Source organism: uncultured Acetatifactor sp. (assembly GCF_948601915.1).
In the GTDB taxonomy this organism is placed as follows: Bacteria; Bacillota; Clostridia; order Lachnospirales; family Lachnospiraceae; genus Acetatifactor.
The window spans coordinates 1-12,631 of the sequence record NZ_CAPDXS010000150.1; the positions used below are offsets into that span (position 1 = coordinate 1).

22 protein-coding genes are annotated in these 12,631 nt (G+C 53.9%); 4 read left to right on the forward strand and 18 right to left on the reverse strand.

The window, feature by feature from the left end; genetic code table 11:
- Nucleotides 1–488: 488 nt before the first annotated feature.
- The 14 genes from Q2B33_RS19950 to Q2B33_RS20015 form a co-directional block, all read right to left on the reverse strand.
- Nucleotides 489–1,181, reverse strand: coding sequence for a replicative helicase loader/inhibitor (locus tag Q2B33_RS19950; protein WP_300572719.1), 693 nt, complete (start codon nt 1,179–1,181; stop codon nt 489–491).
- On the reverse strand, nt 1,178–2,059 hold the full coding sequence (locus tag Q2B33_RS19955) for a DUF4373 domain-containing protein (RefSeq protein WP_300572723.1): 882 nt from the start codon (nt 2,057–2,059) through the stop codon (nt 1,178–1,180). Before Q2B33_RS19955 ends, Q2B33_RS19950 begins: the two co-directional genes overlap by 4 nt.
- 18 nt (nt 2,060–2,077) lie before the next feature.
- On the reverse strand, nt 2,078–2,254 hold the full coding sequence (locus tag Q2B33_RS19960) for a hypothetical protein (protein ID WP_300572725.1): 177 nt from the start codon (nt 2,252–2,254) through the stop codon (nt 2,078–2,080).
- An 8-nt stretch (nt 2,255–2,262) separates the two neighbouring features.
- On the reverse strand, nt 2,263–2,436 hold the full coding sequence (locus tag Q2B33_RS19965) for a hypothetical protein (protein ID WP_300572727.1): 174 nt from the start codon (nt 2,434–2,436) through the stop codon (nt 2,263–2,265).
- 79 nt (nt 2,437–2,515) lie between these two features.
- A complete protein-coding gene (locus Q2B33_RS19970) occupies nt 2,516–2,824 on the reverse strand; it encodes a hypothetical protein (RefSeq protein ID WP_300572729.1) in 309 nt (102 codons plus the stop codon).
- The gene (locus Q2B33_RS19975; protein ID WP_300572731.1) at nt 2,817–4,409 is read right to left on the reverse strand and encodes a hypothetical protein; all 1,593 of its coding nucleotides are present in this window, start codon (nt 4,407–4,409) and stop codon (nt 2,817–2,819) included. The genes Q2B33_RS19970 and Q2B33_RS19975 overlap by 8 nt, the downstream gene beginning before the upstream one ends.
- Nucleotides 4,409–6,511, reverse strand: a complete 2,103-nt coding sequence (locus tag Q2B33_RS19980; protein ID WP_300572733.1) for a PcfJ domain-containing protein — start codon at nt 6,509–6,511, stop codon at nt 4,409–4,411. The genes Q2B33_RS19975 and Q2B33_RS19980 overlap by 1 nt, the downstream gene beginning before the upstream one ends.
- Nucleotides 6,492–7,046: a hypothetical protein gene (locus Q2B33_RS19985; RefSeq protein WP_300572735.1), complete on the reverse strand. Its 555-nt coding sequence runs from the start codon at nt 7,044–7,046 to the stop codon at nt 6,492–6,494. The genes Q2B33_RS19980 and Q2B33_RS19985 overlap by 20 nt, the downstream gene beginning before the upstream one ends.
- 41 nt (nt 7,047–7,087) lie before the next feature.
- The gene (locus Q2B33_RS19990) at nt 7,088–7,579 is read right to left on the reverse strand and encodes a hypothetical protein (RefSeq protein ID WP_296464304.1); all 492 of its coding nucleotides are present in this window, start codon (nt 7,577–7,579) and stop codon (nt 7,088–7,090) included.
- Between the two features lie 38 nt (nt 7,580–7,617).
- Nucleotides 7,618–8,151: a hypothetical protein gene (locus Q2B33_RS19995; RefSeq protein WP_296464301.1), complete on the reverse strand. Its 534-nt coding sequence runs from the start codon at nt 8,149–8,151 to the stop codon at nt 7,618–7,620.
- 15 nt (nt 8,152–8,166) lie between these two features.
- Nucleotides 8,167–8,670 carry a hypothetical protein gene (locus tag Q2B33_RS20000; protein WP_300572738.1) on the reverse strand — a complete coding sequence of 168 codons (504 nt, stop codon included), beginning with the start codon at nt 8,668–8,670 and terminating at the stop codon, nt 8,167–8,169.
- A 21-nt stretch (nt 8,671–8,691) separates the two neighbouring features.
- Nucleotides 8,692–8,889, reverse strand: a complete 198-nt coding sequence (locus Q2B33_RS20005; RefSeq protein ID WP_296464296.1) for a hypothetical protein — start codon at nt 8,887–8,889, stop codon at nt 8,692–8,694.
- Entirely contained in the window at nt 8,886–9,509 is a 624-nt protein-coding gene (locus Q2B33_RS20010) for a hypothetical protein (protein ID WP_300572742.1), read from the reverse strand. Before Q2B33_RS20010 ends, Q2B33_RS20005 begins: the two co-directional genes overlap by 4 nt.
- A gap of 50 nt (nt 9,510–9,559) precedes the next feature.
- Nucleotides 9,560–9,778, reverse strand: coding sequence for a hypothetical protein (locus Q2B33_RS20015; RefSeq protein WP_300572745.1), 219 nt, complete (start codon nt 9,776–9,778; stop codon nt 9,560–9,562).
- 78 nt (nt 9,779–9,856) lie between these two features.
- On the opposite strand from Q2B33_RS20015, the gene Q2B33_RS20020 reads away from it, so the two are divergent.
- Nucleotides 9,857–10,207 carry a hypothetical protein gene (locus Q2B33_RS20020; protein WP_300572748.1) on the forward strand — a complete coding sequence of 117 codons (351 nt, stop codon included), beginning with the start codon at nt 9,857–9,859 and terminating at the stop codon, nt 10,205–10,207.
- Nucleotides 10,208–10,396: 189 nt separating this feature from the next.
- Here Q2B33_RS20020 and Q2B33_RS20025 read toward each other — a convergent pair whose 3' ends face one another.
- Entirely contained in the window at nt 10,397–10,618 is a 222-nt protein-coding gene (locus tag Q2B33_RS20025; RefSeq protein ID WP_300572751.1) for a helix-turn-helix transcriptional regulator, read from the reverse strand.
- A gap of 128 nt (nt 10,619–10,746) precedes the next feature.
- On the opposite strand from Q2B33_RS20025, the gene Q2B33_RS20030 reads away from it, so the two are divergent.
- Nucleotides 10,747–10,905, forward strand: a complete 159-nt coding sequence (locus Q2B33_RS20030; protein ID WP_251205334.1) for a hypothetical protein — start codon at nt 10,747–10,749, stop codon at nt 10,903–10,905.
- Nucleotides 10,906–10,907: 2 nt separating this feature from the next.
- Here Q2B33_RS20030 and Q2B33_RS20035 read toward each other — a convergent pair whose 3' ends face one another.
- Nucleotides 10,908–11,060, reverse strand: a complete 153-nt coding sequence (locus tag Q2B33_RS20035) for a hypothetical protein (RefSeq protein ID WP_300572756.1) — start codon at nt 11,058–11,060, stop codon at nt 10,908–10,910.
- A gap of 124 nt (nt 11,061–11,184) precedes the next feature.
- Here Q2B33_RS20035 and Q2B33_RS20040 point away from each other — a divergent pair, with 124 nt between their 5' ends.
- Both Q2B33_RS20040 and Q2B33_RS20045 read left to right on the forward strand, forming a co-directional pair.
- Nucleotides 11,185–11,340, forward strand: coding sequence for a hypothetical protein (locus Q2B33_RS20040; protein ID WP_300572759.1), 156 nt, complete (start codon nt 11,185–11,187; stop codon nt 11,338–11,340).
- A 320-nt stretch (nt 11,341–11,660) separates the two neighbouring features.
- Nucleotides 11,661–12,002, forward strand: a complete 342-nt coding sequence (locus Q2B33_RS20045; protein ID WP_300572762.1) for a hypothetical protein — start codon at nt 11,661–11,663, stop codon at nt 12,000–12,002.
- On the opposite strand, the gene Q2B33_RS20050 is transcribed toward Q2B33_RS20045, so the two are convergent.
- Complete coding sequence (locus Q2B33_RS20050; RefSeq protein WP_300572765.1) at nt 11,999–12,205, reverse strand: hypothetical protein; 207 nt, start codon at nt 12,203–12,205, stop codon at nt 11,999–12,001. The genes Q2B33_RS20045 and Q2B33_RS20050 overlap by 4 nt on opposite strands.
- Nucleotides 12,206–12,240: 35 nt before the next feature.
- Nucleotides 12,241–12,459, reverse strand: a complete 219-nt coding sequence (locus Q2B33_RS20055) for a hypothetical protein (protein ID WP_300572768.1) — start codon at nt 12,457–12,459, stop codon at nt 12,241–12,243.
- Nucleotides 12,460–12,631: the final 172 nt, after the last annotated feature.

Consider the following 12,631-nt stretch of genomic DNA (forward strand, 5'->3'; position numbering starts at 1 on the left):
AAATGTCGGACATCTACAAAAAAGAGAAAAGTGCCAATTAGGACTTGACACATACTAATCTCCTTTGCCTATTGAATTTCCGCAGAAGAAAGGGTATACTAGATTTACCGTTCCCTTTGCGGAGTGGTGGTTGTAGGGGTCGCAACTTGTTCAGGGTGAGCGACTCCTATTTATTTAACACTTTTTGGTATTCGCTTTCGATTCCGTTCCTGACTACTTCCGACTTTGTAATGCTCAATTCTCTTGCCGCAATTTCCAATTTCTTTACCGTTTCTTCGTCAATGCGTACTCTAAGCATTGTGTCTTTGCTATTATCAGATTTCGGTCTACCTGTGCGTGGCGACATACTCTTTCCCTCCTTTCTTTTTGTCGCTACAATAAATATAATACTGTAGCCACAAGAAGTCAATAGGCAAATTGAAATTTTTTATTACTAGCCAATATTCGGTTGTCAAAGTGCATTTTTCTAGTTATTTTTGAAATTACTGTTACGGTAGCAGTATTTCTTCCGGCCCTCCCGTCAGGATTCTCTGAAGCCGCTCCTTATACCCTTTCGGCATCGGAACCACTTCCCCTATACTCTGTACAGCCGCTATCCTACCCTGGTTTTTATTTGCCCTGTCTCCTATCGATTCGACTCTTTTGCCCTCTATCTGGACAGAATACGGGTTCCTGTTTGACATTCCAATGGCCTTTCGGATTTCTTCTGGAATCTTCTGCATCTCCTTTTCCCTTTGGGCTATGGTTCTGTAGCATTTGATGAAATTGCTGCTGACCACCCCCTCGTTGTAATCTTCATCCAATGCCCATGTCCTTAACTGGCTCGGATACCCCACAGCCTTCTGCACAAGTGGAGGCAGCTTTTCAAATTCTTCCTGGCTGTTATATCCGCTATTCCGAATAGCCTTGCTGACAAGCGCCCATGCCTCCATTTCTGAAAACTCTTCCTGACCGCTCATTGAATGTATCTTGTCAATAATCTGGCCGATGCTGGGGGCAAACCCGCTTGTATCAGAAAGGATGTATGCTTTCAGGCCAGCGGAGACCTGGTTGTATGTGTACTCGGACAACATCTTATACCATGTGTTTACCGCTATAGTCTTGTCTGGTGCCCTATAGTTCGGGTATGCCGCCTGTATCGACATCAGAATCCCCTGTGTTTCTTCCCTTGTCATCATCATGCATTCCTCCATTCGTCATATACGTTATTCCTGGTCTGCTGCCCCTCCTTCAGCGGGAACAGCCCTTGCCAGCAGTTCATGATTGATTGCTCCAGAATCTTTATTGCCATCCCCTCATCCATTTCACCGAATGCGTTTTTGGATAAATCCTCCAATTTTCTTACGGAAAGTTCTATTGCCCTATCTGTCATAGGTTTTTTAATTTTCTTTCTCATCTCTATAAAATCGAGAAAAGTACGATTCAAAGGTTCATTGTTTGTAAAATATATCGCTAAAGAGGGAGAAGATTCTTCTTTCCTTTTTTTCACTTCTTTTTCCTTTCCTTTACTTTCATTTGCTCTCCTTTCCTTTACTTTACTTTCCTTTATAGGGCAGAAACCCTCATTTCCATCCAGGAAACCCTCATTCCCCCCCGTGAAACCCTCATTTCCATCCAGGAAAGCGGTATTTAATGGTGTCTTTGTTAAACCTTTGCATTCACTGTCTTGCAAAAGCCAGTAGTCGGAAATCACAGAACGCACATCCCGTTCCTTAACAACTTCCCAATATCTTCTTTGGATACCTCTACTGGTAAGCACTCCCCACCTGTCAAACAGCCCTTTGTCAAAAAGACCAATCTGCAAGCAGTAGCCCACGGCTTCCTTTACCGTACCAGAACTAACGCCGCCGCCCATCTTTCTTGATGTGGATGCACAATCGTCATAGCCCCATCGGTAGAAATATCCTTCTCCTCCATACGCTCTCTGACACAAATAGAAGTAAACCCCAAATCCTATCCACCCATGCGCATCAAGAAGCTTGTCCATTTTGGTATCATTGTCAAAAATCGTTACCGACCACCCTGAATAATCAATTCCTTTTTTCGGTGGTCTTGCCATCAGCATGCCTCCATTCTTTTAGATGCTTTCACCCATTTCATTCTTGCCAGCTTCTACCTGCTGCCCTGAAGCTTTGTCTCCATACCTCCGCAGGTACTCCAGATGGTACGGTATCCTCCGCCCAACGGCTGCTGCCATGGGGCTGGCCTCTGTTATGTACTCCTCATACAGCTTCTGCTTCTCCTGACTGTCCATAACGCCTCCTAACGTCCCTCCGCCCCGTTCCACTCTATGGCAAGGGCTATCCTCCCGAGGTCAGCGCCGGATTTTTGAGCCGTTTCCACTGCGTCCTCCCATCGCCTATCGAAATCCTCCTGATAGCGCATAGGGAATCCCGTCACGTCCCTGATGCCCCTCTTCTGCTCCAACGTCAGCATACATCCCTCCTTTCCGGGGGCCGGAACCCCCAGAATCCTTGCCTACAGTTTCCGTGATGTATCAAATCCTCCAGAAAGGCTAGATAAAGTTGCGCCCGAAGGCCTCCATCCATTCCTCATGGGAATGCTTCCGTTCGAAAGCCATCTGCGCGTTCGCCTGCAGAAGCCTCCGGAGCCTTATGTTGCTGTGCACCGCATCCGGCCCTACCAGATGATGCTCGATGCACAGGTAGACCTTCAGGCCATATCGCTCGGAGAGCCTCCTGTTCGCGGTGCCCGGCATGGCATGGTGCTCCTGCAGGTCTTCCCTGGCGTTGTAATCGTCCCTCAGGAGCATGCATAGGTAGCATGTCCTGTCCTCTTTTCTGTGCATGATGCTCTTAGCCATCCGTCCCCTCCTTCTCCCTCATGTCCAGCAGCCTCTCCAGGTCTGCTGCCAAATCTGTGGCATCCTGGTACGCTTTTTCCAGATACTCCGTGGGAATCGGCCTGTCGTCCCATATAGTGAAATATTTCTGCAGACTGTCCATGTGCTTCCGTATCCCCATCCGGAGCTCCTCCCTGCGGAGGGCAGCATCCACGGCGGCTTCTTCGTCTTCCTCATGTGCAGGGGCGTCCACAGCACCTGCCGCCCTCCCGGCCATCGGCATGGCATCCTCTCCCACACCGCCCGCATCAAGCCCTTCCGCCTCTCCGTCCGGCTCTTCTACTGCCTCCACAGGAGGAGCCTCTACGATTTCCTCGAAACGGGCATCCGGTATCGCCTCCGGATAGTCTGCTACCTTCATCTGGCCCGGCAGCTGCTCCTCCGGCTCCGGATGCGCCTCATCTGCCGTGACCTTTGTAGGCCTTCCGGCACCGTGTCCCTTTTCTGTAGCCTTAGGCGGTACCGCCTTCACTACCTTGGACTCCTTCCTCTTCTGGGGCAGGGCCTCTCCCGTACCCCGCCCATCCGTAGCCAGTCCCGGGCCGGCCTCCGCCAACGGCTCCATCGGCTCCCCATACTCCTGCTGCCAGGATCCCTTCACGGGGCCGGGGTGCATGATGCTGGCGACTGCTGCCTGGACATCCTCTGCGGAGCATCTTTCCTTCTCGCAGCTGCGGACGTTCGTCACGCTGGCCGCATCTCCGGAAAGGGAGAGCATCAGCCGCCCTGTGCCAGGCACCCTCACCATGTAGACGGCATCTCCCTGCGGGGCCAGCACGTCCATCACCATGTTCCCAGCGGCAATGCCGCCTATCGTATAGACATCATGCAGCTTATGGTACAGGGCCGGCTGCTCCCTGCCCAGCTGCCGGACGGCTCGCTCCAGGAGGCTCCCTTCCCTCTCCGGCTCCGGGGCCTGTGCAGCCTCTATGGCCACCTCGATGTCGCTGACCGCATGCTCAGCATCGATCTCCTCCTTTATCGCCTGCACCTCCTGCTTGCTGTAACTCTCGGTTATCTCCTCCGCTATCGCGTCCGGCATGTGCAGCATCAGGGACAGCTTGGCGAAGCCTATGTTCCTATACCCATCCTGCAGCACATGGCTGTTCCCGCCTACGGAGAACCGCTCCACTATCCGTATATATCGGGATACGGTTCCCTTGTCCAGGCCATACCTCTTCTCCGCGAACTCCTCATGGCCAGCATATCCGGAGCCATCCAGGATGTCCGTGTCCCTGGCAACCTTCAGGATGTACCCCATCTCCATGAAGCCCTCTTTTATCTTTACCGCCGTGCGGTCTGCCGACCTTTCCAGATCCTGATACCTTGCAAAGGCAAGGACTTCCGTGCCCTTTGCCTCCTCCAATCCATACGTCTCCTGAAACATCTTAATAGCATCCTCCTTATCGTTGCACATATAGGTGCCGGCCCCGCATATGTGGCATATGACATAAGCGCCGACACCGCTGGCCACCACGCGGGCCTCGTTCCCGCAGACGCACCGTATCATGCCCGCTACGCCATATCCTCCTACAGGCATCCCCATCACACCACCTCCATCAAATCCTCCATCAGGGCCTCCAGAACCCTCGTGTTGTTCTTCCGCCTCAGCTCCTCCAGGTTCTGCTCCCTCTTCACGGCGCTCAGCCTGGCATGCTCATGGTCCTCCTCCCGCATCCGCTTCCGGATCTCCTTCTGCCACTCCCGCAGGAACGGCTTCACCTCCTCTATGTCAGGCTCCTCGTCGTACATGCCGCGGTGCTGCCTTATGGTGCCGCCGGGCTCCACCTCGATGGTGTAGAACGGCTTCTCCGGCTCCTCCGCCCGGCGCAGGAAGCAGATGTACGTCTCGTGCTGCAGGATGCGGTCGAAGTACCGCTCCGTGTGCCCCACGCAATGGTGCAGCGCCATCCCCTCTGAGACGATGTCGATGAAGCTATGCGGCACCGTGATGCGGAAGCGTCCATTCCCGTACTCGTACTTTGGCTTTATTGCTGCAAGGATGGCTTCAGAGCCAGGGTATTTCTCCTCCATGCGCTCCGCATCCTTCCTGGCCTGTTCCTTGTCCATCCTGGCCCTCTCGGCTTCAATGCGCCTGTTGTTCTCCTCCACGGCTTCGCCATGCCGCCGCTTCAGCTCCCTAGGGCGGTACACCATCGCGTCCGACATGTCCTTCCCCAGCCTCTCTGACATGGAAAGGTAGTCCTCGTATGTCTCGAACACGGCCTTCGCCTTCCGCTTCCCGCCATACGACTCCGTCACCTGCCGGTTCAGGTAGTTCATCAGCTGCTCCGGGGACAGGCGCCTGGATGCCCGGCTGGAGCGGTACTTGGCATTCGTAATCCCGCTCCTCCCATACCAGGAGAGCACGTCGCTCCCTATCCGCTTCCCTGCCTTGTCCGCCCACTGCATCCATTCCAGCATGTCGTTGCCGCCGTCCTCCTGGCGCAGACGGTTTATCTTCTGCATGTCCCGGATGCGCATCACGGCACAGATGTCCCTCCCACTGATGTCCAGGGCGTTCCAACTGCCATACCCATGCGTATAGTTCACTTCATTGGACGTCTCCTCCAGCAGCCGGCGGAAGCGCCCCTTGGCCAGGTATTCCACCGTCCCGATGAAGCCTTTCCTCGTGTCCGCTATGATTCTGTCATAGTTCGCCTTCATCCCCTGGGCGGCGATATGCTGGAGGACGTCTGCCCAGGCATGGTATGCCGTCCCTTCAAGCCCCTCCCTGACGCCCTCTGGATACAGGTATCCCGTCTTCCATCTGAGGGAGAATGGATTCCCTTTGTTGTCCCACCCGTCATGCTGGGCATAGTAGTACTCGCACGGCTGCATGCTCCAGGCCCCCTTGTGCAGCATGCAGCGGATGGTCTCATGAAGCTTGACCACGCGGAATATCTCCCAGTCCACCGTCACGTCAAAATGTCGCTGTATCCCACGCTTCTCGTCCAGCCCATGGATCAGCGTCAGGCTGGCCTTCCTCTGCAGGGAGCTCCTCCTCTTCTCCACAGTGAGGGCCTGTCCGCACAGCGGGCATATGGCATCTCCTCTATGCTTCATCTTCGCTCCTGCTGACGATGCCGCAAAACTCTGGCCGCAGGCTGTGCACTGGTAGGTGTCGTCCGTCTTGTCCCAGATGGCATAGTGCAGGGAGCCAGCCACCTGCCCACTGATCCATTCCATCACGGGCTTGCAGACATCAGGGACGCTGTCCATCAGGTCGTTCACCCTCTGGACGCGCCTGTCCTCTTTCCTGTCCCTGCGCTCACGGGAATATTCCCGCTCCAGGGAGCCTATCCTCTCGTATACATCAGCATCTGGCCAGTTGACTTTCAGGGCATCCAGAGCCAGCTCCCTTTCTTTTTTGGACAATGGGAAGCTCTCCTCATCAATGAAAATCCAGTATTCGCCGCGCGCAAAGGCGTTATTCAGGTTCTCCTGCGTCCATAGGCCGGTCATGTCGCAAGAGGCATACTCCCCAGTCTGCAAGTCCACGGCATGCCTGTAAATCCATGTCCCATCGCTCCACAAATCCAGGATCAGGTATCCTCCGGAGAGCTGGGCCGCCACGCGCTTGCCTTTCTTCCAGCCCTTCCCTTCCGGCCGCTTCACTGCGACCTTCTCAATCTGTTTCCTTTTCATCCCCTGCCTCCTTTAGGACGCCGTCCTCCACGGTGTACCAGATGCCCGGCCTGATGCCGTTCCTCCCCACCATGACGAGCCTTGCGTCCACTATCTCTCCGTCCGCCTCCCGGATCAGCCCCAGATGGGCCCCTTCCGCTCCTCTCACCATAGGGCTCTCCCCTCTGGCTATGGCTATCGCGTCCGGAAGCATGGCCTCCGCCCTGTCCGCTGCCACTTCCAGGCTTGCCCGCTTTGCCTCCCATCCTGCCCTTTTGGGGTGCTCCACCATGTAGACCATCGCCTGTGCGGCCATCTCCCGCCTGGTCAGCTCCTGCACCAGTGTCAGCTCCGTGCATGCTATCCTGGTGTCCGTGCCGTCCTCGGCTATGTCCCCTCCCGCCTCCGCAAGGAAGAACCGGTTCCTGCACGCCAAATCGTAGTACCGGGTGCAGTCCATCACATACTCGCAGGCATGCAGCCCAGTCCTTCCGCACTTGGAGCCGTCCGCCACTGCCTGGACGCCCAGCTGATAGCGGAATATACCGTTACCCATACGGCATGTCATGTCGGAGCGTGTCGCCTTGAACACCTTCATCAGACCACCACCCTCTTTACATAATAATCCCTGGCAATCCGCCGCAGCTCATCCCGCCCCGTCATCCCGATGTAGCTTGCCTGCGGGATGCCAGCCTTCTTGGCAATCCCGTCCGGGACGCGCACCCTGTTCCGCGATGCATGCTTGAGCCCTGCTGCCAGGAAGTCTCCCAGATGCCTGTCCTCCCGGAACACGCCCCCGCACATCTCCGGTTCCTCCACGCACATGTACGAGAGATACTCCTTCCAGTCCTTCAGCTGGCTCTGCAGCCCCAGCTCGGCCGCCTCCATGTCCAGTTTGCCGACTGCCGCCATCAGCGGCGTGGCCAGCTCCTCCACCTCGCCGTCCAGGTAGTCCTGCACGTCCTCCTGGCCAATCCCGTTCTCCGCAGCCAGGGCGAAAAGGGCCTCCTCGTCCCCTTCTGCCTTCTGGGCGGCTGCTGCCCGGTTGAGCTCCTCCACAGTATCGAATATCCCGAATTTACGAATCATCCTTTTCTCCTTTCCAGGGTTGCACCGGTGCAACCTCCTCAGCCCTCTCCGTGCCGGCACATCTCAGGATGCCCTCCAATCCTGTCGCCTACAAGATTCAGCGCCTCCCCGGCCACCTCGCCGAAGATGTCCCTGGGGGCATACAGCCTGGGCAGGTTCGCCCTCATCCAGAAGCTGAACTCATGCTTCCCAGCCACCGCCTGGAGCGTGTGGCCAGTATCCTCCAGGTGCCAGAGTATGTCCCTCCACAGCCCGGAATCCTTCACCTTAGAGCGCCGTCCGGTCGTCCATCCATTCTCCCGCCAGGCTTCCGGCCACCTGCTGTTGATGGCAGCGGCCACATACGTGCACTCCGTATGTACCCTGACATCACAGGCGTACTGGAACCTGGCCAGGCTGTCCCGCAGGCAGTACAGCGCCAGACGGCTCTCCGTGGCCCCGTCCATCTCCACCGCCGCCATCCTCTCGTGCATCCTGCTATCTGCCAGCCGGGCCCGCATGATATACATCCCCTTCCCGATGCCCTTCGCCGACCCCCGCAGGGTGGTCCCTATATAGATCTCCACCGTCATCGTGCCGCCCTCTCCTCAGATCCTTCCCGCATGGTACGCCGGTTTCCCTTCTGCTGGCATGTAGCTGGTGCCGGGCTCCCTCCTGGCACCATAGAAGCCCACCTCCCCGGGGATCCGGTAGACTACGCACTCGAAGCCCAGCCGGTTCTTTATGACGCACTCCTTCATCACCTGCTCCAGCATCCACTCCGGGAACATGCCCTCTATGACCTCCTCGTGCTGCCTGCTGCCGAAGACCTGCTCGCGGAGGGGCTCCGGCAGCTCCAGGAACAGCCCTATCACGATGGCGCTGTCATAGATGTACTTCGCCCGGAACCAGTCCTTCCTGCTGTAAGCCTCCGCGAACTGGTCTGGCATCTGCAGGAACTTCTCCGTCAGGTAGCCGTGGCGGCCGTCGGCCTTGTGCATGTAGCGCATCGCCATCTCATGCTCCAGCCCCCGGATTCGGCCCGCGTCATCGGTTCCTTCCCATTCCTGCCTCAGCTCCGCGTCCGGCATGTCAGCGTACAATCTTTCCATTGACTTTTTCCCTCCATGTCCCTATAATGGGTACATGGACAACTGTTTTACCACCTTCCCCTGCACTGGTTCACGGCCAGCTGCAGGGGATCTTCCTTTCAGCTCCGCACGGAACCCCAGGAGGCGCCCGTTGCTCAGGAGAGCCATGAAGCCCTTCCTGTCGCACATCTCGATGCAGTCCTGCACCGTCACCCTGTCCAGGTTGATTCCCATCTTCACTTGCCCTCCTTTCCCTGGTCGGTGTTCATGACCATCATATGGCTGATTTCCAGGAACCCCTCTCTTGTGATGGCCCCTAGTTCCCGCGCCATCTCCGCCTTTCCATAGACTTCATGCAGCTGCCACTCCGAAGCTTCCCGCTTCGCCTGCAGGGCCTCGCCCCTCAGCTGCTCCATGACCGCCTCTTTTCCGCCCCCGTTTCGGCAGCCCTGCCCTCTGGCGTCTGCTGCCCCTGCCAGCGCTGCGGCATAGCCGCCCTCGTAGGCATTCCTGAACACCCACTTCTCGAATGCGTCCAGGTAGCTCTGGAAGCTACGTTCCATCTTCGCGTGGCTGTCCACGACCTCCCTCCCTGCCTTCTGCAGGCAACCTGCCAGGAAATCCTCATAGGCTTTATCGAACTCTGATTCATTTGCGAATGCTTTCATCTGTACCTCTTTCTCCATTCCTCTCCTCTTTCCATGCTCCTGGTCTACCAGTTTCTGCAGTTCTGCAAGCTCCTGGTCGATTGCTTCCATTTCCGGACCATACTCTGGTTTCCACTCCACTCCGGAATGTGCCACGATGAAGAGCTTCCTGTCTAGCAGCGTAAGATATCTATTGACATCTTTTCCGCTCATGCACCTCCTCCTTTCATACGAACCGTCAACATCGCTTGCCCGAAAGGCCATCATGCCCTCCGGATGCCAGCGTTCTCCGCCTTGCAGCGGCCGATCCGCCATTTCTCGAACCCATCTGTGTCAAATATGATGGGGCTGTTCGGCTTCGTAGGGTCGATCTTCTGGGCGAACGTCTGCCCTTTCGACCTGTAGGCAGTGAACAGGAACTCCTTCGGGAGCCCCAGCCGATGCAGCTCCTGGAGCCTCATGAATGGTTTTGGATAGACCATATGGCACCTCCTCTCTCTAAAAAATCGCTTGCCAAGCCTCATCCCCCCTTGGTATAATCATTCCATGGAGGAATTGCCATGAACGGAATCATTATGCGTATCCGGATGCGCATCTGCCTGCGGGCACTTGAAGATATATGGTATGACAACAATGATACTGTTGCCGGGGAGGCCGCCTTGGGATTTTCTGACACAAAGGCCAAGCTTAAGGTGTTGAAATCCTTGGAGGCTGCAGGGTGCGTGGCGCTTTCATGCCACGACAACAGCAACCGCCCCTATGCCATCCGTCCCGGAGGGAAGTCCTCCCTGTACGCCCTGGAACGCTCCGAGCTTTGGCTGAACCGCATCATCAGCTTCATAGCGGGCATCCTCACCACAGTGGCTGCGGATTACATCATCTGGCTCCTCCAGTCCATGCCCTCAAAGTAAGATTGCTACGATAATTCCAACGGCGCAGCCAAGTATGTAGAATACATATACCAGGCTATCTTTTCCTTCGCTCATTGCTGCTGCCCTCCTATTCAAAATCATTGCTATGTTGATGGCTATCTTCTGTTCCCATCAGCTTTCCTCCTTATCCCTCACCTCTACAGCCGACCTATCGATTTGCAGACATCCTCAATGTCCCTCTGTCTTGCATGGATGGCTTTCTGAAAGCTCTCGGAGCTTCCGTTGATGGACGCCAGTGATGTCCTCCAGCGCATCCCATATGGCGATGTCTCCCCTCCGTTCCCCTGACTCCAGCTTTTGGTAGTACGAATGGCTTATGTACAGCCTGTCCGCCATCTGCTGCTGCGTCAGGCCCGCCCTCTGGCGGGCTTCTTTTAGGTTCTTGCGCATATCACATTCCCCTCCCCTCTATACCGGCATCCGCCCACATGTTCGTCTTGCTATTCCCTCCCCATTCCTTTATACTGGTGATATAGGCCACTGCCATGGCCGAGTACCGAGGAAAGGAGGATTTCCTCATGGAAAGGAAAACCGACAAGGAATTAGCTGTCGAAGCAACTATTGAGTATATAAAATCATGGAATGCTGCTGAACGCACTTCCGCAGCAACAACCGAAGATTTTACCAATGCGTTAAAGAAAATATACTCAACCATCCATGCTCTCGATAACATGTAAATTTATGGCTTCTGAGTATGGACATGCGCACTGGCAGTGACTAATTCTGCCAGTGCCTTTGTCATTTCCACAACTACCACATAATCACGACCACCATCTATGAGGTTTTGAATCTTGCTACAAAGAGCATCTATTGTCTTGTCCACATTTTCCATCCGTCCTCACCTCCTCCCTATACTGGCATCCGCCCACCTGTTCGTCTTGCTATTCCGTCCCCTCTCCTTTATACTGGTGGTACAGGCCACTGCCATGGCCGAGTACATGAGAAAGGGGAGGCATATGGATATTTACGAAATTCTTGACATTTTTGAAACTGAAATGAAGAATGAGGTTTTCCACCATGTCACCGACGATGTTCTTCAAGATATTCTTCTCAAATCCATCGAACAGGCCAAAAATGTCGCTATTTCCACCTACGAAGCAGACAAGAAATAATCAGGTTGACGGCCATGCTTGCTACCACAAGTATGGCCATATCTTTTCTTGCCTTTGTCCTGATATACTTGATGCTCTTTAGGAGTACACGATAGCACCTGTCCAAGCTTGCCCTCATAAACCATTCATAGCAATACCTTTTTCCATACCTTTTTATGTACTCATCGCTTCTACTATGGACTTTACTCCCCATCCGTCCTCACCTCCTCCCTATACCGGCATCCGCCCACATGTTCGTCTTGCTATTCTTTCCCCTTTCCCTTATACTGGTGGTACAGGCCACTGCCATGGCCGAGTACCCTAGAAAGGAGGAAAACCTTATGAATCCATCAGAATTGATTGATATCTTTAAAAACCATGTTCGCTCATCTTTCTATGATGCGCGTGATGCCCACGATTGCATCTTTGATGAGAAATGCCCTGTCGAAATCGCACTGGCTTACTTAAACAAGGCAATATCAGAGCATTGCTGTTGTGATAGCCTTTACTACGCTCAGTATGACTCACTCGGCAGAGGCGAATATGAAGATTTCTCACACCAGTTCGATGTCTTCGCAAACGAGTTGCTGACCAATGTCAGGACAAATCATTCACACCAATGGACTGACATCGAATTCCAAAAGCTGAAAGAGATTTATGACAATTCTGTTTTCTCCAGCTAATCGGCATGGGCAGCCTTACCGCTGCCTTTGTCCTTTCTTAACTCTGCCAGTATTTCATGCATCAGTGCAGTCTGATACATGATCTCCCTCCCAATGTATGAGTCCGGCTTAATGCACACCTGCAGCCTCTCCTTTTTTCTGGCAGCCCACTGCTCCTCTGCCTGTCTATTCATAAATTCAGATATCTTCTTCTCTATATCCATCTGCGCCTCACCTCCTCTCTATGCCAATAGTGATTTTAAATCATCTTTTCTTGCAAAAAAAATTTCTTCTTTTTCATCAAGGAATTAATTTCAAGTAATTCACAAAGAGCCGCCACTTCACTGGTTTTAAACTCCTGCCTATTATCCACTTTAAGTTGGAGTCCATATGCCGAAAGTCCCAGATAATCCGCCACAAATTTCATTTTCAGACCCTTGCTTTCAATTAACTTCCTTAGAGCTTCCGAATCTGTCAAATCTTTTCCTCCTTTCTTGTTGATTTTAAATCATCTACTCGTAATATAGCACTCTCATGATTTAAAGTCAACTATTTTTTTGTATTTATTCAAAAAATATTGATTTTAAGGAAACTCTATGATATATTGATTCTAACAACATAAGGATTCAGGTGATAAATATGGCTGACAT

Excerpts from the sequence above, each read along its gene's own strand:
- Q2B33_RS19950 (WP_300572719.1), bottom strand. The coding sequence starts at position 1,181 with ATGATGATGACAAGGGAAGAAACACAGGGGATTCTGATGTCGATACAG.
- Q2B33_RS19955 (WP_300572723.1), bottom strand. The coding sequence starts at position 2,059 with ATGGCAAGACCACCGAAAAAAGGAATTGATTATTCAGGGTGGTCGGTA.
- Q2B33_RS19960 (WP_300572725.1), bottom strand. The coding sequence starts at position 2,254 with ATGGACAGTCAGGAGAAGCAGAAGCTGTATGAGGAGTACATAACAGAG.
- Q2B33_RS19965 (WP_300572727.1), bottom strand. The coding sequence starts at position 2,436 with ATGCTGACGTTGGAGCAGAAGAGGGGCATCAGGGACGTGACGGGATTC.
- Q2B33_RS19970 (WP_300572729.1), bottom strand. The coding sequence starts at position 2,824 with ATGGCTAAGAGCATCATGCACAGAAAAGAGGACAGGACATGCTACCTA.
- Q2B33_RS19975 (WP_300572731.1), bottom strand. The coding sequence starts at position 4,409 with ATGGGGATGCCTGTAGGAGGATATGGCGTAGCGGGCATGATACGGTGC.
- Q2B33_RS19980 (WP_300572733.1), bottom strand. The coding sequence starts at position 6,511 with ATGAAAAGGAAACAGATTGAGAAGGTCGCAGTGAAGCGGCCGGAAGGG.
- Q2B33_RS19985 (WP_300572735.1), bottom strand. The coding sequence starts at position 7,046 with ATGGGTAACGGTATATTCCGCTATCAGCTGGGCGTCCAGGCAGTGGCG.
- Q2B33_RS19990 (WP_296464304.1), bottom strand. The coding sequence starts at position 7,579 with ATGATTCGTAAATTCGGGATATTCGATACTGTGGAGGAGCTCAACCGG.
- Q2B33_RS19995 (WP_296464301.1), bottom strand. The coding sequence starts at position 8,151 with ATGACGGTGGAGATCTATATAGGGACCACCCTGCGGGGGTCGGCGAAG.
- Q2B33_RS20000 (WP_300572738.1), bottom strand. The coding sequence starts at position 8,670 with ATGGAAAGATTGTACGCTGACATGCCGGACGCGGAGCTGAGGCAGGAA.
- Q2B33_RS20010 (WP_300572742.1), bottom strand. The coding sequence starts at position 9,509 with ATGAGCGGAAAAGATGTCAATAGATATCTTACGCTGCTAGACAGGAAG.
- Q2B33_RS20015 (WP_300572745.1), bottom strand. The coding sequence starts at position 9,778 with ATGGTCTATCCAAAACCATTCATGAGGCTCCAGGAGCTGCATCGGCTG.
- Q2B33_RS20020 (WP_300572748.1), top strand. The coding sequence starts at position 9,857 with ATGAACGGAATCATTATGCGTATCCGGATGCGCATCTGCCTGCGGGCA.
- Q2B33_RS20025 (WP_300572751.1), bottom strand. The coding sequence starts at position 10,618 with ATGCGCAAGAACCTAAAAGAAGCCCGCCAGAGGGCGGGCCTGACGCAG.
- Q2B33_RS20030 (WP_251205334.1), top strand. The coding sequence starts at position 10,747 with ATGGAAAGGAAAACCGACAAGGAATTAGCTGTCGAAGCAACTATTGAG.
- Q2B33_RS20035 (WP_300572756.1), bottom strand. The coding sequence starts at position 11,060 with ATGGAAAATGTGGACAAGACAATAGATGCTCTTTGTAGCAAGATTCAA.
- Q2B33_RS20040 (WP_300572759.1), top strand. The coding sequence starts at position 11,185 with ATGGATATTTACGAAATTCTTGACATTTTTGAAACTGAAATGAAGAAT.
- Q2B33_RS20045 (WP_300572762.1), top strand. The coding sequence starts at position 11,661 with ATGAATCCATCAGAATTGATTGATATCTTTAAAAACCATGTTCGCTCA.
- Q2B33_RS20050 (WP_300572765.1), bottom strand. The coding sequence starts at position 12,205 with ATGGATATAGAGAAGAAGATATCTGAATTTATGAATAGACAGGCAGAG.